Source organism: Ornithinibacillus scapharcae TW25 (genome assembly GCF_000190475.1).
Classification (GTDB): domain Bacteria; phylum Bacillota; class Bacilli; order Bacillales; family Amphibacillaceae; genus Ornithinibacillus; species Ornithinibacillus scapharcae.
The window spans coordinates 146,509-170,072 of sequence record NZ_AEWH01000068.1; the positions used below are offsets into that span (position 1 = coordinate 146,509).

The window sequence follows — 23,564 nt, forward strand, 5'->3', positions numbered from 1 at the left end:
ATGCTTAGTAAAAGAAAATGGAATTACTTCAACTTTGATATGGAACGAGACATTGGATTAAGCTGAAAATGAACATCTGCTATACGATCGACCATTGTAGCATCATGCGTTACCAACAGTATTGTTCCATTATATCCGAGGATAAATTCCTCTAATGCCTCCATCGTTTGGACATCAAGAAAATTCGTTGGTTCATCTAATAAGAGAATATTATATTCTCCTAAGAATAAATAACATAGTTGTAATCGAATAACTTCTCCACCGCTTAATACATTTACCTTTTTTTGAAGGTCGGAACCTGTAAAGTGCATCTTAGACAATACCGTCCTTAAAAATCCTTCCTCATGTGTTGTTCTATTTTTCAGAAAGGAGAGTACACTTTCTTCTGTGATAAGGCGGTAACTCAATTGTTCAAAGTATCCTATTTTAGCTTTGGGTGATACCGTAATACCTGACTGTTGTGATAATAAATATCGTAGTAAGGTACTCTTTCCAGAACCATTCGGACCTGTGATTACTACTTTTGCTCCTAATGGAATTTGGAAGCTCACATCCTCTAAGAGTATTGTATCCTGTAAACGTATGGTTAATCTGTCAGCCATAATTGGATATCGATTATGAAGTTCGACTGCTTTAGATTGTTGGAAGACAATTGGCTGTTCTTTCTTATACATTTCCACCTCTGAAAGCTTTGATATTCGGTTCTCAATTGATTTTGAAGCACGATGTAAACTCTTCTGACTTGTTGCCTTGGATTTTGTCTTTCCTAACCGGCTAGGTTTTTCCTTTGCTTTTTGTTTAAATTTACCCCCATTTCGAAATAACCGATCCGCTTTCTCCATTTTAACCTGGGCTGCTCTTTCAAGTCGTGAACGCTCCTTAGAAAACGCCTCATATGCATCTATATGTTGTTGAATTTCCAGTTGCTTAGCTTGTTGGTAATCTGAATAATTGCCTTTATAAACCGTTACTTTCCCATCTGCAATTTCCCAAATCTCAGAAACCAATCTATCTAACAAGTCTCTGTCATGACTGACTAGGATGAGAGCCCCATAAAAATAGTCAAGTTGCTCTATTAAAAAATCCTTCCCAGTTTGATCTAAATGCGTCGTTGGTTCATCCAGCAATATAGCCTCATGAAATCGCGAAAAAATCTGTACAAGTTTGAGTTTTGTTTCTTCGCCCCCACTAAGTTTGTGTTGTTCTTTCTTTAGTGAAGATACACCAATTCTAGATAAAATTTCACCATCAGCTTCTAAATGGGTAGAGGGTGGAGTTAATTGCTCAAAGTATGCTGGTTGGATATATTGTTTACAGGTCCCGCGTTCAGGCTGAATAATACCCGACAATAACTTTAGTAACGTACTTTTTCCCACACCATTCTTGCCTACAATCCCTATCCTATCGAATTGCGTTACCGTTAAGTAATCAATATTTAAGATATCTCTACCTTCAAAACCGATGTTTATTTCTTTTAGTTCCATTATTACTTTTCCCATTTGCTACCTCCCGAATTATATCTCCGTATCGATAGCCAGGATCGATACTAGCTTGGATTTGAAATTCCAGCCAGTATCAATAAAATAGTAGCATCATCATTGCAACCTCCCCTTAAGACTCAATTACTGTCTGTAAGGGTGGATTGGGGAATAATCAATTATCCAAAGTTTGATCAGAATGGATTCGAATAGCAAATAGTTTTCTCTACACAAAAAAAGAAGACACCAATAATCACGTCTTCCTTTTACAACATCCGATATAGGCAGTGTAGATTGTTAAAAGTGAACAGACTATTCCCATAATCCTGTCTCACAGACAGAGACTTTAAACGTATGCAATTACTCGTTTAAAGTAGGGAAACGAAGTCTCACGATTAACACCCCTCCTAACATATTAGTTACATTTATGTTAACCTATGAAGCAATTGCAGTCAAGAGGTATTATACTAACTTAATTTGCTAGGACTTAACGAGCAAAGATAAAAGCTCCAACTACACGTGTAGATGGAGCTCTTAAAGTTTATTCTAGTACTTTTAACACACTCTTTACAGATTCTGCAGACTTGTCTAATGCTGCTTTTTCTTCTTCTGTTAAATCAAGTTCAATAATTTGTTCAATACCTTTACCACCTAAAATAGTTGGTACGCCGAGGTAAATATCATAGTATCCATATTCACCATCTAGATACGATATGGCAGGTATCACACGGCGTTGGTCTTTTAAAATAGCTTCTGCCATCACAGTTAATGATGCAGCAGGTGCATAGTATGCACTACCGTTTCCTAATAAGTTAACGATTTCTCCTCCACCTGTGCGTGTTCGTTGAACAATAGCATCTAGTCGTTCCTTAGGTATTAACTTTTCTAAAGGTATACCACCTGCATAGGAATAACGGATGAGAGGAACCATGTCATCTCCATGGCCACCTAACACAAAACCAGTGATATCCTTTACAGATAAGTTTAATTCTTGGGCTACAAATGTACAGAAACGCGCCGTATCTAATACCCCCGATTGACCAATAACACGTTCTTTCGGGAATCCAGATTCTTTAAATACCGTATATGTCATGGCATCAACAGGATTAGTCAAAACTAATATTATTGAATTAGGAGAATATGTAACAACTTCTTTTGCAACTGCCTTCATAATCTTGGCATTCGTGTTAACAAGGTCATCTCGACTCATCCCAGGCTTTCTAGCGATACCTGCAGTAATAATAACTAGGTCCGAATCTTTCGTATCTTCATAGTTAGCTGTACCTAGAATAGTTGCATCAAATCCTTGTACCGGGCTGGACTCAAGCATATCTAACGCCTTACCTTTTGTGGAGTTTTCCATATTTGGAATATCCACCAACACAACATCTCCAAGTTCTTTTTGAGCAATCATAAAAGCTGTTGTTGCTCCTGTAAACCCAGATCCAATAACGGATATTTTTTTACGAGTGTTTCCCATTTGTATGCCCCCCTGAAAATTAATCCATATTCTTAATTAGCTCATCAGCAAACTCAGAACACTTCACTTCAGTTGCGCCATCCATTAGACGTGCGAAGTCATATGTGACAACCTTAGAAGCAATTGTTTTATCCATTGCTTTTGTAATTAAATCTCCTGCTTCTCTCCATCCAAGGTGCTCAAGCATTAATACACCAGAAAGAATGACAGATGATGGATTAACTTTATCTAAGCCAGCATATTTAGGTGCTGTACCATGTGTAGCTTCAAAAATAGCATGCCCAGTATTATAGTTGATATTCGCACCTGGCGCAATACCAATTCCACCAACTTGTGCAGCTAATGCATCAGAGATATAATCTCCATTTAAGTTCATCGTCGCAACAACATCGAACTCATTAGGGCGTGTTAGAATTTGTTGTAAGAAAATATCAGCGATAGCATCTTTTACGATGATTTTTCCAGATGAAATAGCTTCATCTTGAGCTTTATTTGCTGCATCCTTACCGTCTGTCTCAGCAATACGATCATATTGTGCCCAAGTGAATACTTTATCACCAAATTCTTCCTCAGCAACTTCATATCCCCAACCTTTGAAAGCACCTTCTGTAAATTTCATGATATTCCCTTTATGAACTAGTGTAACACTCTTACGGTTTTCATTAATTGCATATTCGATAGCTGAGCGAACAAGTCGTTTTGTACCCTCTTCAGATACCGGCTTAATTCCAATACCAGAAGTTTCTGGGAAGCGAATCTTATGTACTCCCATTTCATTTTTAAGGAATTCAATCACCTTTTTCACTTCATCAGAACCTTTTTGCCATTCAATACCAGCATAAATATCCTCCGTATTTTCACGGAAAATAACCATATCTACATCTTCTGGACGTTTTACTGGAGAAGGAACTCCTTCAAAGTAACGAACTGGACGCAGACAAGTGAATAGATCAAGTTCTTGACGTAAAGCTACGTTTAGAGAACGAATTCCCCCACCAATTGGAGTTGTAAGAGGTCCTTTGATTGCGATTTTATATTCATCAATTTTGTCTAGTGTATCTTGTGGTAACCATTCACCGGTTTTATCAAACGCTTTTTGACCAGCATATACTTCTAGCCATTCAATTTTTTTAGTGCCATTATATGCTTTTTCAACTGCTGCTTCTAACACACGACTAGCAGCTGCCCAAATATCTGGACCTGTTCCATCCCCTTCGATAAATGGAATGATTGGGTTGTTCGGAACATTCATTTTACCATTCTCAACAACGATTTTTTCACCTTGTGTCATAACAAAATTCCTCCTAGATTCTTGTAGCTTATGATTTAAACTCGCATTCGCTTATTCAAAGCGTTTGCTAAAGTTTGGCTTTCCCTAATTCTTAAATTTCTACTTCTTAGCTAAAATCTTACATCCTTCTAATATCGATTAATAGCCGGTCGTCCGGCTATTAATCTAGTAAAACAATTACGTTTAGCGATTCTCTAACATTACGTATTCTTGTGTGTTAGGTCCTACATAATCTGCACGCGGACGAATTAATCTATTATTTGCATATTGCTCAAGAATGTGAGCAATCCATCCAGAAACACGACTCATTGCAAAAATAGGGGTAAATAAGTCATGATCGATACCTAAACTATGATAAACAGAAGCAGAATAGAAATCAACGTTTGCAGGTAGACCTTTTTCATTTTTAATATAATCTTCAATTTGTACGGACATATTGTACCATTTTTCTTGACCAGTAAGAGTCGTTAACTCTTGAGACATTTTCTTCAGATGTTTTGCTCTTGGGTCCCCATTACGATACACGCGATGCCCCATACCCATAATTTTCTCTTTGTTTGCTAATTTTTCCTTTACATATGGAAGTGCATTGTCTTCTGTACCAATTTCACTAAGCATCTTCATGACACGCTCATTTGCACCACCATGAAGTGGCCCCTTTAGTGCACCTATTGCAGCAGTAATACCTGAATAGATATCTGATAACGTTGCCACACAAACTCTAGCTGTAAAAGTAGAAGCGTTTAGCTCATGGTCCGCATGTAATATTAATGCTTTGTCAATAGCTTCAATTTCAATTTCAGTTGGCTTTTTACCGTTTAACATGTATAAGAAGTTTTCTGCATAACTTACATCTTTAAGAGGTTTAACAGGTTCTTTCCCTTGTCTAATACGCGAGAATGCTGCAACAATAGTAGATATCTTAGCTTGAAGACGAATAGCTTTCCGTCTATTTGCTTCTTCCTCCATGATATCTTGTTCTTCATCGTATAGTCCTAATAGAGAAATAGAGGTTCTTAATGCCGCCATTGGATGTACCTTAGACAGATCATAGCTACGTAATTGATCAATGACCGCTTCAGGAACTTCCATATTTTCTGCCAGCTCTTTCTTAAAGGCATCTAATTCTAATTTATTTGGTAATCTTAGATTCCATAATAGAAATACTACTTCTTCGAAACTTGAATTCTCTGCTAAATCATCAATTCGATAGCCAACATATGTTAGTTGATCGTCAATGATAGAACTAATTGATGACTGTGTAGCCACTACCCCTTCAAGACCTTTCGTTGCTGTCATAGTGAAACCCTCTCCTTTTTCTATAATGTTCTAACATTAAGCATATAATAATGTTAAAATAATTTCGACAATTACCAAGTGATTTAATCGGATATTGTCATCCCCAAACTAATTATAAAGTATTCTTAAGATAATGTGAAATGAAACCGTTTAATTTCCATAATTTTTATATTTAAATGGACTATTTTAGAATCAACTCCATTTCGCCAACTAATATATCCTGAACATTAATAATCTTTCTTAGGATTACATATAGTTTATAGAGAGATTTTTAATAAATGGGGTTATTCATATGTACAAGCAATTACTTCATCCAACTATTAGAGTACTTCTATTGCTGTTTTTATCAGTAATCTTATTTTTACTTATTAAATATACCATTGGATATATCTATCCATTTCTGATTGCTTTTCTTCTGGCTGCTCTTCTCAATCCTGCTGTGACGTACGTTGTGGAAAAATGGAAAGTCCCGAGAACATTCGCTACTTTCATGGTAATAATAGCTATATTTCTCGTATTTTTCGGTATCCTTTTTATTTTGATTAGTGAGATCATTCGAGGTACTGGTATTTTAATGGACAAGCTCCCACACTATTACTATTCATTCATACGACTAATGGAAGGTATTTTTAATGAGCATATCCTTCCGTTCTATCAATCCATTACATCTTATTTCCAATCTCTAGATCCTTCACATCAAGAAACTATTCAGGAAAACGTAAAAAACTTTCTTGAGAATTTGGCCAATAGTGGAACTAGCTTCATCCAATCCACTATCATTCAACTTCCCGAAGTAGTTGGAATGTTTCCTGGTTCGATAACAATAGTCATATTTATCGTGCTAGCAACTTTCATGATGGTAAACGACTGGCCAAATCTTACAGATAAATTTAAAGCCATCCTTCCTGAGAATGTTCAACGTTTTATCCATGAGATTCAAAAAGGTATCAAAAAGGCATTTTCAGGATATATTAAGGCTCAATTTATCTTGATATTCATATCAGCTGGTATTATTTTTATTGGACTATTAATATTAGGAATAGAACATGCACTTACGATTTCAGCGCTAGTTGCACTCGTAGATTTTTTACCAGTTTTTGGAACAGGTCTTATCTTCTTTCCATGGATACTATATACGTTTATTACTGGAAATTATTCCTTAACAATCGGATTAAGTATATTATATATGTCCGTCGTTATTGTACGACAATTAATCGAACCGAAAATTTTATCAGCTAGCATTGGCATTAATCCATTGATCAGTTTAATCATTTTATTGTTACCATTCAGATTTGGGGGTATCGCAGGGGTTTTATTTGCACCTGGTATTCTGATTCTAGTTTATGTACTTTTCCAGTCTGAAATAATCAAAAAATTGTACCATTTTATAAAAGGTTAATTCTACCACCTTCTATAAATAATCTTATTATGGTCTATTAATTTCTTTATCCCAATCAGGATAAAATACCTTAGGAACTTTCTAGTAAATGGGAGCACTAGAAAAAATCCAGTGATGTCTGTTATAAAACCTGGTGAGAATAACAAAATCCCACCTATCAGTATACTGATTCCATCTAGTATTTCTTGAGTTGGAACTTGGCCACTTTGTAATAAACGTTGTGCACGTTGCCATGTTTCAACTCCTTCTTTTTTGGCAATCGCAACGCCTAAAAATCCAGTAAATAGAATTAAGAGCGCAACCCACCATGGACCAATAATTCCCCCTGCCCACACTATTACACCAATTTCAGCAGCTGAAAGTATTAAAAATGCAATGAATAAGCCTCTCATACATATCTTCCTTTCTGCGTGTATATTTAGATTGTTGATTTGAATACATCAACCTAGAAGCAATAATATAAAGCATTATAAGAAAAACTAACATTTGAATGGCATTAGTTATTATGGCACAAAAAATCCTTACAAAAAAAGAAGGGACAAAAAATCCCTTCTTTACGAATTATAGTACTCCAGCATGACCTTTGTAAATATCACCTTTCGTACCGTCAATTGTAATATCTTCGCCATCTTTGATTAATTCAAAAGCATTATCAACGCCTACAATTACAGGTATACCTAAACTTAAACCAACCACAGCAGCGTGCGAAGTTAACCCGCCCTCACGAGTTACAATACCTGCTGACTTTTCAATTGCAGTCATCATGTCACGATCAGTTCCGTACGTTACAATGATGTCACCATCTTTAACTTTACTTATTGCTTCTTCTGCGTTCTTCACTACTACCGCTCTTCCATATGCGCTTTTCTTACCAATGCCTTGACCTTTAGCAATAACATCACCAATGATATGAACTTTCATTAGATTTGTAGTACCTGTTTCTCCAACTGGTACACCAGCTGTTATAACTACGCGGTCACCACGCTTAAGTAATTTTGATTCTAAGCCAAGTTCAATAGCGACATCTAACATTTCATCCGTAGAACCTGCTTTTTGACCTGTTATAGCGTGCACTCCCCAGACTAATGATAATTGACGATTAACTCGATCATTATAAGTAACGGCTACAATCGGTGCCATTGGTCTATACTTCGAAATCATACGGGCCGTATGTCCACTTTCTGTTGGTGTAATGATAGCACTAACGGAAAGATTTGTAGCTGTATGTGTTACAGATTGGCTAATTGCATCTGTTATCGTCATATCCACGGACTGGCTACGATTTTTTAGAATTGCTTTATGATCCAACGCTGTTTCTGCTTTTACTGCAATATTATTCATCGTCTGCACAGATTCTACAGGGTAGTTCCCTGCAGCCGTTTCTCCTGAAAGCATGATAGCATCTGTACCATCAAATATAGCATTAGCAACGTCAGAAGCTTCTGCTCTTGTTGGTCTAGGATTTCTTTGCATCGAATCCAACATTTGTGTAGCTGTAATAACTGGCTTACCTGCAGTATTACATTTTCGAATTAACATTTTCTGAACTAGTGGTACATCTTCAGCAGGGATCTCAACACCTAAATCCCCACGTGCAACCATCAAACCATCACTAATTTCTAAGATGCTATCAATATTGTCAACACCTTCTTGGTTTTCAATCTTAGGAATGATATGAATATGTTCCGCATCATGTTTCTCAAGTAATTCTCTAATTTCTAAGATATCAGATGGTCTGCGTACGAAGGAAGCAGCAATAAAATCAATTCCTTGTTCAATACCAAATTCGATATCCTTTGCATCCTTCTCTGTGATACCTGGTAAGTTTACTGAGACATTCGGAACGTTTACACCTTTTTTATTTTTTATAAGTCCTGAGTTTAAAGCAACTGTCTTTAACTCTTTCTTTTCTTGATCGATACCGACTACTTCTAATTCAATAAGACCGTCATCCAATAAAATTCGAGATCCAACATGAACATCTTCGATCAGACCAGGGTATGTAATAGAGAAGCGTTCACTTGTACCTTCCACTTCGTTCATTGAAATATATACGGTATTTCCTTGAACTAGTTCAGCCTGACCATCCTTAAAAATACCAGTACGAATTTCTGGTCCTTTTGTATCTAAAAGAATAGCAACTGTCTTACCAGTTTTTTCAGATGCTTTTCGAATATTTTTAATGCGTGCACCATGTTCCTCAAAATCTCCATGTGAGAAGTTTAAGCGAGCAACATTCATTCCAGCCTCAATTAATTTTTCTAATGTTTCAACCGCTTCAGAAGCCGGGCCGATAGTACAAACGATTTTTGTTTTTCTCATGTTAAATATCCTCCTAAATTAAATCGATAATTCTTTTGATAATTGATACATTTCCTCATCAATAACGTGTTTTTGATTTAAAATGTCAGCAATATCATGGTCCACTAGTTTGTTATTTTGAATCCCAACCATTCGACCAGCTTTTCCTGCTAGAAGCAATTCCACTGCTTTTGCACCTAAGCGACTAGCCAATACACGGTCATTAGCAGTTGGCGATCCACCACGTTGGATATGTCCTAGTACTGTAACACGTGTTTCTAGATTCGTAGCATTTTGGATTTTCTCGCTAAATTCCATTGCACTTCCAACACCTTCTGCTACGATAATAATACTATGTTTTTTGCCGCGTTCAACGCCGCGTTGTAATCTCGATATAACATCCTCAATGCTGTCCGTTTTTTCAGGAATAAGAATACTTTCTGCTCCATCAGCTAATCCAGCCCATAACGCAAGGTCACCAGCGTCTCTTCCCATAACCTCTACAACATACGTACGTTCATGTGATGTAGCCGTATCACGGATTTTATCAATTGCTTCAATAATCGTATTTAAAGCTGTGTCAAAGCCAATTGTAAAGTCTGTACCCGCTATATCATTATCAATCGTACCAGGGACACCAATACAAGGAAATCCTTTTTCTGTAAGCTTTTGGGCACCACGGAAACTACCGTCACCACCAATTACAATTAAACCTTCAATACCAAACTTTTTAACTGCTCAATCCCTTTTTGTCTACCAGCTTCTGTCTTAAATTCCTCACTTCTTGCAGTATAAAGCTTAGTTCCACCACGTTGAATAATGTCTCCTACTGAACCAACATCCATCTTCTCAATATTTCCTTCGATTAGACCTTGATAGCCATTTTTAATACCATATATTTCAACATCATGATAAATACACTTACGAACTACTGCACGAATTGCTGCATTCATTCCTGGTGCATCTCCACCACTTGTTAAAACTCCAAGTCTTTTCATTTTACTCCACCTCTATTTACATTTTCATTAGTAGTATGTACTTGATATTTTCATTTACTACGTTTAAGCGTGGTTACTTAAGAAAAAGCTGTTTAAGTTGAGTTATTCTCTTCAATAAAGATAAGCCTAAAAGCCCAAAATATCAATTAAAAACACTGAAAAAGACCTGTTTAACTGAATGTGTTCTACTTATTGTTTCCACTAGATCCAATAAGTAGAACACAGCTGCAAAAAGGTTATACTCTTCGACAACAATAAAAAAGGTCGTCTCATATTGGGGAACTCCCATTATGAGACAGCCTTTTCTAATGTTCCTGATATTCACCAATTTGTTTATATTTTTCCCATCTTCGCTCTAATAATACATCAACAGATAAATTTATAAGTTCATCAAGCGATTTATGAATGACACGATCAATAAATATTGCCTGTTGTTTCACATCCCGGTGAGCGCCGCCTTTTGGCTCTGGTATAATATCGTCAACTATGCCAAGTTCCTGCAAATCATAGGACGTTATTTTCATGGACTCAGCTGCTTTTTGGGCAAGTGAGGCATCTTTCCATAAAATAGATGCGGCTCCCTCAGGAGAAATTACCGAATAAGTAGAGTTTTCCAGCATATGAATACGATCACCTACACCTAGAGCGAGGGCACCACCACTACCACCCTCACCTATTACTACACAGATGATTGGAACAGTGAGACCAGCCATCTCCATGAGATTCCGAGCAATCGCTTCACTTTGGCCTCTTTCTTCTGCTGCTTTGCCTGGGTATGCTCCTTTTGTATCAATGAAGCATATAATAGGTCTGTTGAACTTTTCCGCTTGTTTCATATGTCTTAACGCTTTTCGATAACCTTCTGGATGAGGCATACCAAAGTTTCTACGTATATTTTCTTTCGTGTCTTTCCCTCTTTGATGTCCTATAACGGTTACGGGTAGCTCTTTATAATAAGCGATACCCGTAACTATGGCCTCATCATCCCCATAGTAACGATCTCCATGAAATTCAATAAAATCAGTAAACAATTCTGCTATATAATCTAATGTTGTTGGTCGATCTTGGTGTCGGGCCATTTGCACTCGCTGCCAGGGCTTCAAGTTACCATAGATATCGTCTTCAAGTTTTGCTAGACGCCTCTCCATTGTCGCTATTTCTTCGGATAGGTCAATATCGCTCTCACTCGTAAGCTTTTTCAACTCAGCGATTTTTTCCTTTAAATGGACAATTGGTTTTTCAAACTCTAGTATTTGCTTCATTTAGGAGTACCCTCCTTCGCATGCATCTTCAACAGTTTTCCTAATGTATCTTTAAGTTGATGACGATGTATAACTTGATCAAGCTGACCATGTTTTAATAAAAACTCTGCCGTTTGAAAGTCTTCTGGTAATTTTTCACGAATGGTTTGCTCAATAATTCTTCTTCCTGCAAACCCTATTAATGCTCCTGGTTCAGCAAAGTTATAGTCACCTAGTGAAGCAAAACTAGCAGATACACCACCAGTAGTAGGATGAGTCATGACAGAAATCATCAATCCTCCATCTTTAGAGAAGCGACTTATCGCCACAGAGGTTTTTGACATTTGCATCAAACTCAATACCCCTTCTTGCATTCTGGCACCACCTGATGCCGTAAAGATGATAAATGGTAAAGATTCCTCTCTAGCATTTTCGATTGCTCTAGCAATCTTTTCACCAACTACAGAACCCATACTTCCCATTCTGAATCTAGCATCCATTACAGCAAATGCTGTATCTTGCCCATCAATCATTCCTTTACCAGTAACAACAGCTTCATTTAAACCAGTTTTAGTACGGTCTTTTTCAAGCTTATCCTCATATTCCGGAAATCCAAGAGGATTGGATGTTGTCATGTTCTTGTCCCATTCTATGAAGGTGTTCTCATCGAATAAGCTAGTAATTCTTTCCCAAGAGTTTAATTGATGATGATGCCCACAGTTTGGACATACATTTAGATTTTTGTTCATTTCCTTACGATAGAAAATTTTATAGCAATTATCACATTTCTTCATTAAACCTTCAGGAATGTCTACCTTTGACTCTTCATTGGGAATAGAAGCATATTTCTTCTTTTTATTAAATAGACCTTTAATTGACAAGCATAGCCCCCCTTTCATTAACTTTCCCCGTTATAAACTAGTTTCTTTGCATCTATATCATGCTAAACTAGGACCTGATTTTATTACTATACAGCAAGTCTATCAAAAAATGTGTCGTTAACCGTCGAAGGAATATAAAAAATATAAAAAATATAAAATAAAAATATCAGTACATTTCTTTCTCAAATAAATCCTCTATGGATTTGTTATCTTGTAAGCTTAACAATTGAATTAATTTTTGATAAAAAACCTCTGAATATTGAACGGTAAATTGCTTGGAATAATCATCAATTAATCCCCAAATTCTACTAAAAAGCTGATTATCAGTTAGCTCAAATAAAAAACTAAAGAATTGGTAATGCTTTTCTTTCATACTGATTTCCGGTTGATTGACTATTTCTTGTAATTGTTCTATCTTCGACTCATCGATAGAATGGGAAACGAGCTTTGCTACTTCTTTTTCCAATAAATACTTCACCATTACCAGTTCACTTTCAGTAGACTGATTTAATATAAACGTGGAAAGTAATTTTACTGTTTGGTATGGTCTATATTTACTTAAAAAAGTTCCTCCCCCATGTCTTGTCTCAACTACCCCAATTAATTCCATAGCTCTAAGGGCTTCTCGAACAGAGGACCTTCCTGCCTGTAGCTTGTCCGATAACTCCCTCTCCGACGGGAGTTTGTCTCCTGGTCTCAGATCTTCCGATTCAATATAGTTCCTAATTTCCTCTAGTACACCCTGGTATACTTTTTGCTTCGGTGACATGGACACGCCATGATTCACTCCTTCTTCATGTCATCTAACCCATGAATAAATTGTATACTGCTATTGCTATATCTTCGCTAATTTCCTTGTTTTTTCAGCAACCTCTTCTGGATCGACTTGAATACGCGCAACACCGGATTCCATTGCCGCTTTCGCTACTTCAGATGCTACTAACGGAGCTACCCTTGGATCAAAAGGAGCGGGAATTACGTAATCATCTGTTAACTCTTCTTCCGTAATTAAAGAAGCAATTGCCTCTGCCGCTGCAACCTTCATTTTCTCATTAATACGAGTTGCACGAACATCTAAAGCACCGCGGAAAATACCAGGGAAAGCAAGTACATTATTTACCTGATTAGGGAAATCAGATCTTCCTGTACCAATTACTTTTGCTCCTGCTTTTTTTGCTGCTTCTGGTAATATCTCAGGATCTGGGTTTGCCATAGCAAAAATAATAGGATCAGTATTCATCTTCATAACCATATCTTCCGTTAATGCTCCACCTACAGATACACCGATAAAGACGTCTGCCCCTTCAATCATTTCTTCCAAAGTACCTTCTTTTTTATCAAGATTAGTAAATTTTGCAACAGTGTCTTTGATATCATTCATGCCGTATGAACGCCCCTCAAAAATTGCGCCACGAGAATCGCACATAATCATATCCCGCACTCCGAAATGATAGAGCAATTTAATAATTGCTATTCCAGCAGCACCGGCACCATTAGCTACTACTTTTATCTCTGAAAAAGATTTACCAACTATTTTTAATGCATTAATTAACCCAGCAACTGTAACAATTGCTGTTCCATGTTGATCATCATGGAATATTGGAATATTGGTTTCTTTTTTCAAACGTTCTTCAATAATAAAACAATTAGGGGCAGCGATATCCTCTAAATTCACCCCACCAAATGTTGGTTCCATAAGTTTAACCGTTTGAACGATTTCATCGACATTATGAGTATCTAAACAAATAGGAAAAGAATCTACTCCGGCAAAAGTTTTAAACAAAACAGCTTTCCCTTCCATTACAGGCAGTGCTGCCTCGGGACCTATATTCCCTAGACCTAAAACCGCAGATCCATCACTGACTACCGCAACCATATTACCTTTCATGGTATAATCATAAACCGTTTCCTTCCGGTCATGAATTTCTTTACACGGTTCTGCTACACCTGGTGAGTATGCTAAACTCAGGTCCCTAGCGTTTCTAACTGGTACCTTAGCCACCGTTTCTAGCTTCCCTTTATTCACTTTATGCATATGCAATGCTTCGTCTCTTAAATTCACTTCTATTTCGCTCCTTTTTGCCGTTAGCAGTCAAAGTGGTCTGACCACTTAACTATTCCATTATAACAAAATGATGTACTCTGTAAAGTTTCGGTTTAATGAGATTTTTCAAATACGACATTCGATTCTCCAAAAAAATCACCTAATGCCTTTAAGCTAGCTTTGTTAACCTCAATGAAGTATTCCTTAGCTAATTGATAGGTCTTTTTCTGGACTGCATGATAGACAATAATTGGTGTCGTACCTGGATTTTGAACCGCAATCTCCCTTATTATCGGTAATGCTTCCTTACTAGTTTGCTCTGTAGTTTTAATAAACACCCTCGAATTTGTCGATGTTTTTATGTTTTCTGGATTAAATGGTTCGATAGAAGATAGTATCCACTGCTTTTTACCATTTCGACTCTCAACTTTCCCAGTAATATCCACTAGCATCTCTTCTTTTATATAACGACTTGAGTTTCGGTATAGCTCGGGAAACACAACAGCTTCCATATCATCCGTTTCATCACTTACCATCAAAAATGCCATTGGTTCACCACGTTTGGTACGGATTGTTCTTATCCCTTGGATGATGACCGCACTCCGTAAAATCTTTTTATTGACTAGCAGCTGAGAATGCTGAAGAGAAACAAAACCATTACCACGTAAATTTTCTCTATATTCTATTAAAGGGTGACTAGAGACATATATCCCCAATAATTCCTTTTCATCGGATAATTTCTTGATTTGGCTAAAATCCTCAATCTCAACATAAGTTGGTTCAAGCTCTAGTTGTTCTCCAAACAGATTCGATTGATCCGTGAATTCCCTAAAAAGTTCACCAGACTCCATTGCCTGATCTATGGATGCTAGTAAGCTTGCTCGATTAGTATTGATTTCATCAAATGCGCCTGCCAAAATTAATGATTCTGTTGTTGCTCTATTCACCAACTTTGGTGTTACCCGTAGACAAAAATCATATAGATTTTTAAATGGAGACTGCTTTCTTGCTCGAATAATTTCTTGGACTGCTTGATTTCCAACACCTTTAATGGATTGCAAACCAATCCGGATACAATCCTTTTCTGCAGTAAATCTTCCATAGCTCCTATTTATGGAAGGTATGCCAATCTCAATACCAAGCGTTTTCATCTCTTTTATATACAGTTGAATCTTATCATGTTGTCCCCCAATTGACGTCAACAACTCAGCATAGAATTGTTTTGGAAAATGAGCTTTTAAATAGGCTAGTTGATAGGATATTTTACTGTATGCAACAGCATGGCTCTTTGGAAATCCATAGTTGGCGAATTTTACTATCCAAGCAAAAATCTCTTCCCCTATTTCCCTTTCATAACCGTTTTTCAAGCATCCGGCTATAAATGCCTCACGCTGTTGTTGCAAAACCTCTTGTTTCTTTTTACTAACAGCCCTTCTTAAAACATCTGCTTGACCGAGTGAAAAGCCAGCAATTCGGTGAGCGATTTGCATAATTTGTTCTTGATAGATTAGAACTCCATAGGTATTTTTTAAAATTGGCTCTAAATCCGGGTGTGGATAGGTTGTTTTTTTTCTACCATGTTTTCTATCTATATAGGTTGGAATAAAGTCCATCGGTCCTGGTCGATATAATGCATTTACGGCAACTATGTCCTCAAAACTATTCGGCATCAAACGCGTTAAAACTTGTTTCATCCCGTCAGACTCTAATTGAAAAACTCCGTTTGTGTTTCCCTGTTTCAAAAGATTAAATGTCTCCGTATCCTGTTCAGGAATTTGTGATAGATCAAAATCTTTTCGCTCATTATATCGAATGGATTGGACGATTTTTTCTATTAGAGTAAGGTTCCGCAATCCCAGAAAATCTATCTTTAAGAGTCCCAAAGACTCTAAATCTGCCATCGGATACTGTGTAAGAGCTGTTTCCGAGGTGCCGATTGTTAACGGAACATGTTCCTTAAGTTGTTCCTCGCTAATGACAACTCCTGCCGCATGGGTGGAAGTATGTCTCGGTAAACCTTCTAGAATATTTGCCACTCTAAATAGTTCAATCAGGCTCTCGGATTGTTGCACATAATTTGTTAATTCACTTGAGGAGTTAAAGATACTTCGTAAGGTTCCTGATTGATTTGGTATTTGTTTCAAGATAAAGTAAATATCCTGTTGATTAATATTCATGGTTTTACCAAGTTCACGAATTAATGAACGAGCAGCAAACGTTCCAAAGGTTATAATTTGCGCAACATGACCTTCCCCATATTTTTCACGAACATATGAAATGACTTCATCTCTTCTCACATCAGAAAAATCAATATCAATATCCGGCATCGAGACTCGTTCTGGATTTAGAAAACGTTCAAAAAGCAAGTCATATTTCATTGGATCGACATCTGTAATGCCTAGTGAATACGCAACTAGAGAACCAGCTGAGGAACCACGACCTGGTCCAACCATAATATTTTGTTCTTTGGCGAAGTGAATGAAATCCCAAACAATTAGAAAATAGTCACTGAATTTCATATCTTGTATGATGGAGAGTTCCCGACGCAGTCGTGTTGAAATTTTTTCTGTCATCACCGAATAGCGTTCCGTAATCTTGTCCCAACATAGTTTCTCCAAATACTCATGTGCTGATAGCCCGTCCGGTACAGGATATGCAGGAATCATACGTTTATTAAAATCAAAACTCACATTACATTTTGCTTTAATCTCCTGCGTGTTTTGGAGAACTTCAGGCCATTCCCCAAATAATTGTTTCATTTCAATACTCGTTCGTAGATGCCGATTCTTATGGATCGGCGTTCGATTCTTTGCAGACCATTCATGTCCTAGTTTCATTGCCTGCAAGCATTCAAAAGCATTCGCGTCTTTTTCCTGTATGTAACAGACTTCATTAAGTGCAACAACCTTAGTCCGATACACTTCATGATAAGCCCTTACCTCTCGTATAAGAAACCCATCATGCTCAGCTCCATAATTGGCTACTCCAAGATAAAAATCATCACTTCCAACTAGAGATCGATACTCTGATAAATAAAGGTGCAATTCTTCGTATGCGGATTTTAAAATAATCTGCTCCAATTTATGTGTATGAATTGGGAGTATTAATATAACATGGTTTGTATAATTGGAGAGTATATCTTTCTCTATTCCATTTTTTTGTCCACGTGCGATATCGGTACTCAATCTTATAAGATTTTTATAACCGATATTATCCCTCGCCAGTACAATTATTTTCTCAATAGAACTATCCTCTAAAATTATATTAATGGTCATTCCTATAATTGGTTTAATGCCGTTAGCTAAACAAGCCTTATAAAACGGTATAACTCCATGTAACACATTTTCGTCTGTGATACTTAAAGCATCGAATTTTAGCTTTCGGGCCTGCTCTATTAATTTATCAACTGTAATCGTACTGTTAAAAAAGCTATAGCCCGTTTTAATTTGTAAATGTGTAAATGACATACTATCCCGCCTCAACTTTCTCTATACCTATTATAGCCAATTTCAATCTCTTCTGTATATCAACAAACATAACTAGTCCATTCCCATCATACAATGAACAAAGCAATACTTCTTTCCCAAAGGGATTTCGCTCTAAATATGATAAGGGTAAACCGGCTTTAACTATTTCAATTCACAACTTTCGATGATTAAGGGGTTACTACTATGGAAGAACGCTTTTTTGCACAATTTATACAATGCTTCTTTATAGCATTAGGAGTAATTTTAGGTGGCGCGCTAATTGGTGGAATTGGGGCATTTGCAACCGGAGAAGCACCATTCACTGCAATGAATCGAATCGCAAGAAAGCTTGGTATTTGGGGTATTGTCGCCGCTATTGGAGGGACATTTGACGCTATCGAAAATCTTCAAAAGGGATTCCTAGATGGACCCTCTGTAGAAGTCTTGAAACAGGGACTATTAATTCTATCTGCAATGGGTGGAGCAAAAGCTGCAATGATTATCATTAGCTGGCTTATTCAGGAGGAGATTACTTGATGCATGTTCCTAGATATCATAAAAAACCTGGTTGGCAGCGTTTTTTGGTCGGTGTGTTTTTCGGTGGTCTTATATCCTATTGGGTTGTTTTATTTATGTACGGTACGATGTATGAACGTTTAATAAAAGAAAACAGTGAATTGCAAAATGATCTTACGGATGCAAATAGCAGAATAGAGGTGTTGATGAAAGATAATGAAAGTCTGGATGAAAAATCAAGACAACCGATTACAATCGAAGGAATCCAACTACAAATTCTAAATGCTAAGGATTTAAATATCGATTCTTTACTCCAAACACAATTAGAAGGATTAGTAAAAGAGCAGATCAAGGATATTATTGGAAAAGACATTAAATCTATTGCAGATAGTGATTCCTTAATTTTTTCCTCTATTGAAAATAAAACATATGTGGTGGATGATTTCACCTATAGCTTTGATATTGAACGATTAATTCTCGTTGCACCGACAGTACGAATTGTAGTGATAGCCAAAATTTCAAATTAATATTCAAGGACATTCACCCTCACCCTTTCATCTTCATATAGTTAAGGGTGAGTTTTTTTAAAGCAATATGTGAACAATTTACGAATCCGTAAAAAATAGGTAGGAATTTTTTGCATTTAGCGTAATATTAAGGATATAGGTGAATTTCCATTCATTTTGAGAAAGGAGAAGGTTCTCATGTTAATTATGAATGAAAGACGTGTGCGTGATCGTAAAATTAAACAGCTACAAAGCGGTCGTACTGCTTATGCAGAGTCAAAAGAGTTAATTCGCTTAATCAAACGTGATATCGAAAAATATGGACTTGACGTATATTATGATGAAACCTCATCTGGATGCTGGTTTATTCCAGTGACCAAAAGTAAAAGCAGTTAATAAGTGCTGATTTCTCGAACGAAATCAGCACTATTTTTTTGTAGATGGATTACATAGAAAGAACCCACCAGTTCAATTATTTTCGGTACTCAGAAAGTACGAATTTCAAATCGTTTACGACTTGTTCTGCCTCTTGCCATGAATATACAGAAGCACCTGAGGCTAGTGGATGTCCACCACCATTATACTTTGCGGCTACTTCATTGATAATTGGTCCTTTAGATCGTAAGCGTACGCGTATCTGATCATCTTCTTCAATGAAGAAAACCCAGGCTAGAATTCCTTCAATTTCACCTAGTGTTCCTACTAACTGACCAGTTTCCAATACCCCTACATTAAATTGTTGTAAGATATCTTTCGTTAGCTTCATGACACTAAGACCATTTTTATCTAATGTAAAGTTTTGTAATATATAGCCGCGCATCCTAGCAATATTGTCTTTAACATTATATATACCATCATATAGTTCTGTTCTGTCAAAATTATATGTGACCAATTCTGCTGCGTACTGAAGGGTCTTTTTTGTTGTACTTGGAAATAGAAATCTTCCGGTGTCACCAACAATTCCTCCATATAATAATCTCGCCGCTTCATCATTCATTACTAATCCATCTGCTTGTAAAAAAAACTCATATATCATCTCACTCGTTGAACTAGCGGATGTATCAACCCAGCTAATATCGCCATATTGATCCACATCTGGGTGATGATCAATCTTAATAATTTTGGAACCTAACTTATAACGTTCATCGTCAATACGTCCTGTATTAGCGGTATCACAAATAATAATTAAGGCATCTTTAAATGTAGAGTCCTCAATCTTATCCATCTCTACTAAAAAAGTCAAAGAAGGATCGTCTTCTCCTACGACATAAACCAACTTATCTGGGTAGGATGCTTTAATCATTTCTCCTAAACCCGCTTGAGAACCTAGTGCATCCGGGTCGGGACGAACATGTCGGTGAATAATAATCGTATTATATGTTTCTATGGTTTGTTGGATTGCTTGAATAGACATCATCGTTCTCCTTACTGTTCATCGTAATTTCAATTCTTAATAACTAGCTAAAATCTAGAAAATAGTGCTACAATATGTATTGGAATTATAGTAGGAATAAAATCTTAGGAGTAGATACATATGATGATAATTTTTCCAATGGTAATTGTCCTATCCATTGTTTTGTACCTATATTATAAAGTAGCGATTTTAAAAACAAAGGATGGTTTAACACAACGTTATTTTAATGCAAAATCTAAAATCTGTCTTGGCTTGTTTGTTGTTGCCTTTTCCATTAACCAATACGTGTTCTATCAAACACAGATTTCTCTCTTCATTGGGTTGGTTCTAATCAGCCTTGGTTTTCTACAGCTTATTAGAGGCCTAAAAGAAACTAAACATTATCGTAATGAATGGAAACGATTAAATCCAGCTGACTAGTCTCTATCTAGTCAGCTTTTATTATCCACTATCGATCAATAATTTGAGCCATGAGTAATGCTTTTCCAACCAGCTTTTTATCATGAAATACTTCTACATCAATCTTGGCATAGATGCGGCCTGTTTCAATGATTTTTGGCTTTATAATTAAATTAGCATCAATTGGAACTGGTTTGATGAAAAACACTGTAATATTCTCTACTACCAAGTCCCCTTTTTTCAAATGGAGGAGTAACCGACTACTTGCTTCGGTAACAAGTGATGTAAATACTCCGTGGGATAGAGTCCCGAGCTGATTCGTCATTTGTGGAATAACCTTAGCGTGATACGCAGATTTATCATCTTGAACTGCTTCTACATTATTTTTAATAATGTCATCAATCGTTTCACCAACTTGTGGCTGACGTTGAATTTGTTGTAATGCCTTTAATACATCCTGCCTAGATACTATTCCTTTTAAAACAGAAGATTCATTTACGACTGGAACAACCTCAATACCTTCCCACACCATCATATGAGCAACAGATGCAAGAGAGGTTTTGGATTGCACAACAATAGGATTTTTTGTCATTACTTTGTCTATTGGAAAGTCCATTTCTTTTCCAATAATATCCTTTGACGTTACCATCCCAATGACACGGTTCTTATCATCTAACACAGGAAACCTTGAATGCGTAGACTGTTCATTTACTTTATACCAATCTGCTATCCTATTACTTAACTTCAAATAATGAGCTTGCTCAAAAGGGGTACAAATATCCCCTACAAATACGATCTCTTTTTTTATAAGTTGATCATATATAGCTCGGTTTATCATTGCCGCAACAGTAAACGTGTCATAGCTTGTAGAGATGATTGGTAGCTGTAATTCGTCTGCAAGTCTTTTAATATAATCATCTGTATCGAATCCACCTGTAATTAATACAGCAGCACCTTCACTAAGAGCTAATTCATGCGCTTTTACACGGTTACCAACTATTAATAGGGAACCTGCTTCTGTATAACGCATCATAGCATCTAACTGCATTGCTCCAATAACAAATTTATTTAATGTCTTATGTAATCCCTCACGTCCACCGAGTACTTGTCCATCCACGATATTAATCACTTCAGCAAACGTGAGTCTTTCAAAGTTCTCTTTCTTCTTACGTTCAATTCTTATTGTGCCAACTCGTTCAATTGTACTTACAAGACCTATGTTCTCCGCTTCTTTTATTGCACGATAGGCTGTTCCTTCACTTACATTTAAATCTTTGGCTATTTGCCTTACTGAAATTTTACTTCCTACCGGCAATGAGATGATATGTTGTATAATTTGTTCATGTTTTGTAGCCATTCGGATCACCGACTTTCCAACTGTACTAGTCACCTTTTGTAACTATATTATACAGATGAATCGCATAAGGCTCAATGTTTAACCATCTGTTTGTCTAATTTTATCAAGCTCCTGTTCCATTATCGGCGGGTCAGACATCTTTAACAAAGTAGCTAAATTAGCTCCAATTACGATAATTAAAAATGCTAGCCATGCCCCCCAGAAGATGAATTCTAGCCGTGAACTGGCTTGAGGAATTAATGGCCAGGCAAAATACAAAAAGAAACCTGCTAACAATAATCGAAGAAAAGCATAATGCCTCAAAATAGTTCCCTCCTTTTTGTATCCAGTTTATGTCGAAGAAGGGACAAACAGAACTTGTTGTTCCGATATAAAAACACCTCCCATTAACAAATTTTATAACAGGAGATGTCGTAAAAAACACTGGATTTCTAATGGTTGTAATAATAGGTTGTAATGTTCATGATTGCTGTAACACTTGTACCGTGTTGGTTAATTTCAAGTGTATCCACGGTCATCAACCGTTCACTCTCCGCAATAGAACCCAGAAAAGTATTGATTTGTTTAAGATTAGACCCATTAATTTCAACCGTGTATATCGCTTCATTTAATGGACCCGCAAGATTTTCCTCTCCTAACTGAGTAGAGGCAAGAGAAGTTACCGTAACCTTTGCTTTTCTTGCCAACTTATTTATACTTTGTAATACCATATTTGGTTCTTTTTCCGTTGGAATACTAGACATTAGCTTCGTTATTTCTTCCGTATGTTGATCATTGCTTTTCTCATTCGTTAATTGTTCGATAGCTGCTGAATACATGGAGATCTCCTTTTCCAGTTGTTTATTCTCCGCTATCTTCGGTTGGATCGTAGAGAAGTACAATAAAACATAAAGTCCAGCAGATAAAATAATTATCCCGACTAAAATCCATGCATACTTTTGCTTATTCATTTGAGCTAAGCTCCTTTTTCACTGCTGTTTCATCAAATGTAACGGTTAGGTTAGCTTCATAACCTTTCTCTACCAGATGAACACCATCTAAATGCACATCTGTAACATAGGTCAATTCTAGTAATTCAGAAATAAATACGGTTACCGAATCGAGATTGGTAAATTTGGTCTCTAACACGAATTGTTGCTGAGTATTTTGTTGATAATATAGTAGTTGGTCCTCATTTTCTAATAACTTTAAGACATCCTGGTATATCGATACAGTAGGAAAAGAATTTTGTAAAAGCTTATCAACTGTTTTTTGTAAATGTGCCAAGTTTCGTTGGTCAGCTAAGTTCCCCTGGTAATCTGAAACAGATGCTTCTAACTGCGTAAATTCTTTGGTGTTATCAGCAATCTCATTACTTATTAATTTTCCTTGAAAGAAAGTAGCTCCAACAACAAGAGAAAGAAATAGGATGCTTAAAAAGGTAATTAAATATGGGGCAACATTTCTTTTTTTCTTCTTCTCAAGAAAATTAATTTCTACATTCATCTATTGCT

At 36.6% G+C, this 23,564-nt stretch carries 21 protein-coding genes and 1 pseudogene; 5 read left to right on the forward strand and 17 right to left on the reverse strand.

Annotation, left to right across the window (positions count from 1 at the left end; translation table 11 throughout):
* Positions 1-23: 23 nt before the first annotated feature.
* The 4 genes from abc-f to citZ form a co-directional block, all read right to left on the reverse strand.
* A complete protein-coding gene (gene abc-f / locus G5W_RS0119075; protein WP_010099128.1) occupies positions 24-1,499 on the reverse strand; it encodes a ribosomal protection-like ABC-F family protein in 1,476 nt (491 codons plus the stop codon).
* Positions 1,500-2,019: 520 nt separating this feature from the next.
* Positions 2,020-2,958 carry a malate dehydrogenase gene (mdh, locus tag G5W_RS0119080; RefSeq protein ID WP_010099130.1) on the reverse strand — a complete coding sequence of 313 codons (939 nt, stop codon included), beginning with the start codon at positions 2,956-2,958 and terminating at the stop codon, positions 2,020-2,022.
* A 19-nt stretch (positions 2,959-2,977) separates the two neighbouring features.
* Positions 2,978-4,249, reverse strand: coding sequence for an NADP-dependent isocitrate dehydrogenase (gene icd, locus G5W_RS0119085; RefSeq protein WP_010099131.1), 1,272 nt, complete (start codon positions 4,247-4,249; stop codon positions 2,978-2,980).
* 183 nt (positions 4,250-4,432) lie between these two features.
* The gene (gene citZ, locus G5W_RS0119090) at positions 4,433-5,548 is read right to left on the reverse strand and encodes a citrate synthase (protein ID WP_010099132.1); all 1,116 of its coding nucleotides are present in this window, start codon (positions 5,546-5,548) and stop codon (positions 4,433-4,435) included.
* Positions 5,549-5,840: 292 nt separating this feature from the next.
* Here citZ and ytvI point away from each other — a divergent pair, with 292 nt between their 5' ends.
* Positions 5,841-6,947: a sporulation integral membrane protein YtvI gene (ytvI, locus tag G5W_RS0119095; RefSeq protein ID WP_010099133.1), complete on the forward strand. Its 1,107-nt coding sequence runs from the start codon at positions 5,841-5,843 to the stop codon at positions 6,945-6,947.
* Between the two features lie 2 nt (positions 6,948-6,949).
* Here ytvI and G5W_RS0119100 read toward each other — a convergent pair whose 3' ends face one another.
* From G5W_RS0119100 to dnaE, 8 genes and pseudogenes are all read right to left on the reverse strand, one after another.
* Positions 6,950-7,339, reverse strand: coding sequence for an FxsA family protein (locus G5W_RS0119100; protein ID WP_010099134.1), 390 nt, complete (start codon positions 7,337-7,339; stop codon positions 6,950-6,952).
* Between the two features lie 169 nt (positions 7,340-7,508).
* Positions 7,509-9,269: a pyruvate kinase gene (gene pyk / locus G5W_RS0119105; protein WP_010099136.1), complete on the reverse strand. Its 1,761-nt coding sequence runs from the start codon at positions 9,267-9,269 to the stop codon at positions 7,509-7,511.
* Between the two features lie 18 nt (positions 9,270-9,287).
* Positions 9,288-10,246, reverse strand: a pseudogene (gene pfkA / locus G5W_RS22580) (6-phosphofructokinase).
* 305 nt (positions 10,247-10,551) lie between these two features.
* On the reverse strand, positions 10,552-11,508 hold the full coding sequence (gene accA / locus G5W_RS0119115) for an acetyl-CoA carboxylase carboxyl transferase subunit alpha (protein WP_010099139.1): 957 nt from the start codon (positions 11,506-11,508) through the stop codon (positions 10,552-10,554).
* Complete coding sequence (gene accD / locus G5W_RS0119120; RefSeq protein WP_010099140.1) at positions 11,505-12,368, reverse strand: acetyl-CoA carboxylase, carboxyltransferase subunit beta; 864 nt, start codon at positions 12,366-12,368, stop codon at positions 11,505-11,507. The genes accA and accD overlap by 4 nt, the downstream gene beginning before the upstream one ends.
* Positions 12,369-12,534: 166 nt before the next feature.
* Complete coding sequence (locus G5W_RS0119125) at positions 12,535-13,137, reverse strand: FadR/GntR family transcriptional regulator (protein WP_033445786.1); 603 nt, start codon at positions 13,135-13,137, stop codon at positions 12,535-12,537.
* A gap of 66 nt (positions 13,138-13,203) precedes the next feature.
* Positions 13,204-14,403, reverse strand: coding sequence for an NADP-dependent malic enzyme (gene ystJ, locus G5W_RS0119130; protein ID WP_081472504.1), 1,200 nt, complete (start codon positions 14,401-14,403; stop codon positions 13,204-13,206).
* 122 nt (positions 14,404-14,525) lie between these two features.
* Positions 14,526-17,879, reverse strand: coding sequence for a DNA polymerase III subunit alpha (gene dnaE, locus G5W_RS0119135; protein WP_010099145.1), 3,354 nt, complete (start codon positions 17,877-17,879; stop codon positions 14,526-14,528).
* 204 nt (positions 17,880-18,083) lie between these two features.
* On the opposite strand from dnaE, the gene ytrH reads away from it, so the two are divergent.
* From ytrH to G5W_RS0119150, 3 genes are all read left to right on the forward strand, one after another.
* Positions 18,084-18,416 carry a sporulation membrane protein YtrH gene (gene ytrH / locus G5W_RS0119140; protein WP_010099146.1) on the forward strand — a complete coding sequence of 111 codons (333 nt, stop codon included), beginning with the start codon at positions 18,084-18,086 and terminating at the stop codon, positions 18,414-18,416.
* Positions 18,416-18,922 (forward strand): sporulation membrane protein YtrI, encoded by a 507-nt coding sequence (gene ytrI, locus G5W_RS0119145; protein WP_010099148.1) that lies wholly within the window; start codon positions 18,416-18,418, stop codon positions 18,920-18,922. The genes ytrH and ytrI overlap by 1 nt, the downstream gene beginning before the upstream one ends.
* 177 nt (positions 18,923-19,099) lie before the next feature.
* Complete coding sequence (locus tag G5W_RS0119150) at positions 19,100-19,297, forward strand: YtzJ family protein (protein WP_010099149.1); 198 nt, start codon at positions 19,100-19,102, stop codon at positions 19,295-19,297.
* Positions 19,298-19,373: 76 nt separating this feature from the next.
* Here G5W_RS0119150 and G5W_RS0119155 read toward each other — a convergent pair whose 3' ends face one another.
* Positions 19,374-20,315: a DHH family phosphoesterase gene (locus tag G5W_RS0119155; protein ID WP_010099151.1), complete on the reverse strand. Its 942-nt coding sequence runs from the start codon at positions 20,313-20,315 to the stop codon at positions 19,374-19,376.
* Between the two features lie 123 nt (positions 20,316-20,438).
* On the opposite strand from G5W_RS0119155, the gene G5W_RS0119160 reads away from it, so the two are divergent.
* A complete protein-coding gene (locus tag G5W_RS0119160; RefSeq protein WP_029191201.1) occupies positions 20,439-20,735 on the forward strand; it encodes a YtpI family protein in 297 nt (98 codons plus the stop codon).
* 28 nt (positions 20,736-20,763) lie between these two features.
* Here the strand turns inward: G5W_RS0119160 and G5W_RS0119165 are convergent, their stop codons facing one another.
* The 4 genes from G5W_RS0119165 to G5W_RS0119180 form a co-directional block, all read right to left on the reverse strand.
* Positions 20,764-22,071 carry a DRTGG domain-containing protein gene (locus G5W_RS0119165; RefSeq protein WP_010099156.1) on the reverse strand — a complete coding sequence of 436 codons (1,308 nt, stop codon included), beginning with the start codon at positions 22,069-22,071 and terminating at the stop codon, positions 20,764-20,766.
* A 78-nt stretch (positions 22,072-22,149) separates the two neighbouring features.
* A complete protein-coding gene (locus tag G5W_RS0119170) occupies positions 22,150-22,374 on the reverse strand; it encodes a hypothetical protein (protein WP_010099158.1) in 225 nt (74 codons plus the stop codon).
* A gap of 128 nt (positions 22,375-22,502) precedes the next feature.
* Positions 22,503-23,021, reverse strand: a complete 519-nt coding sequence (gene pilO / locus G5W_RS0119175) for a type 4a pilus biogenesis protein PilO (protein ID WP_010099160.1) — start codon at positions 23,019-23,021, stop codon at positions 22,503-22,505.
* Complete coding sequence (locus G5W_RS0119180; protein ID WP_010099162.1) at positions 23,014-23,556, reverse strand: hypothetical protein; 543 nt, start codon at positions 23,554-23,556, stop codon at positions 23,014-23,016. Before G5W_RS0119180 ends, pilO begins: the two co-directional genes overlap by 8 nt.
* Positions 23,557-23,564 lie beyond the last annotated feature (8 nt).

What these genes read in the sequence shown, in the direction of transcription:
- abc-f (WP_010099128.1), bottom strand. Translation starts at nt 1,499, where the DNA reads ATGGGAAAAGTAATAATGGAACTAAAAGAAATAAACATCGGTTTTGAA.
- mdh (WP_010099130.1), bottom strand. Translation starts at nt 2,958, where the DNA reads ATGGGAAACACTCGTAAAAAAATATCCGTTATTGGATCTGGGTTTACA.
- icd (WP_010099131.1), bottom strand. Translation starts at nt 4,249, where the DNA reads ATGACACAAGGTGAAAAAATCGTTGTTGAGAATGGTAAAATGAATGTT.
- citZ (WP_010099132.1), bottom strand. Translation starts at nt 5,548, where the DNA reads ATGACAGCAACGAAAGGTCTTGAAGGGGTAGTGGCTACACAGTCATCA.
- ytvI (WP_010099133.1), top strand. Translation starts at nt 5,841, where the DNA reads ATGTACAAGCAATTACTTCATCCAACTATTAGAGTACTTCTATTGCTG.
- G5W_RS0119100 (WP_010099134.1), bottom strand. Translation starts at nt 7,339, where the DNA reads ATGAGAGGCTTATTCATTGCATTTTTAATACTTTCAGCTGCTGAAATT.
- pyk (WP_010099136.1), bottom strand. Translation starts at nt 9,269, where the DNA reads ATGAGAAAAACAAAAATCGTTTGTACTATCGGCCCGGCTTCTGAAGCG.
- accA (WP_010099139.1), bottom strand. Translation starts at nt 11,508, where the DNA reads ATGAAGCAAATACTAGAGTTTGAAAAACCAATTGTCCATTTAAAGGAA.
- G5W_RS0119125 (WP_033445786.1), bottom strand. Translation starts at nt 13,137, where the DNA reads ATGTCACCGAAGCAAAAAGTATACCAGGGTGTACTAGAGGAAATTAGG.
- ystJ (WP_081472504.1), bottom strand. Translation starts at nt 14,403, where the DNA reads ATGCATAAAGTGAATAAAGGGAAGCTAGAAACGGTGGCTAAGGTACCA.
- dnaE (WP_010099145.1), bottom strand. Translation starts at nt 17,879, where the DNA reads ATGTCATTTACACATTTACAAATTAAAACGGGCTATAGCTTTTTTAAC.
- ytrH (WP_010099146.1), top strand. Translation starts at nt 18,084, where the DNA reads ATGGAAGAACGCTTTTTTGCACAATTTATACAATGCTTCTTTATAGCA.
- ytrI (WP_010099148.1), top strand. Translation starts at nt 18,416, where the DNA reads ATGCATGTTCCTAGATATCATAAAAAACCTGGTTGGCAGCGTTTTTTG.
- G5W_RS0119150 (WP_010099149.1), top strand. Translation starts at nt 19,100, where the DNA reads ATGTTAATTATGAATGAAAGACGTGTGCGTGATCGTAAAATTAAACAG.
- G5W_RS0119155 (WP_010099151.1), bottom strand. Translation starts at nt 20,315, where the DNA reads ATGTCTATTCAAGCAATCCAACAAACCATAGAAACATATAATACGATT.
- G5W_RS0119160 (WP_029191201.1), top strand. Translation starts at nt 20,439, where the DNA reads ATGATAATTTTTCCAATGGTAATTGTCCTATCCATTGTTTTGTACCTA.
- G5W_RS0119165 (WP_010099156.1), bottom strand. Translation starts at nt 22,071, where the DNA reads ATGGCTACAAAACATGAACAAATTATACAACATATCATCTCATTGCCG.
- pilO (WP_010099160.1), bottom strand. Translation starts at nt 23,021, where the DNA reads ATGAATAAGCAAAAGTATGCATGGATTTTAGTCGGGATAATTATTTTA.
- G5W_RS0119180 (WP_010099162.1), bottom strand. Translation starts at nt 23,556, where the DNA reads ATGAATGTAGAAATTAATTTTCTTGAGAAGAAGAAAAAAAGAAATGTT.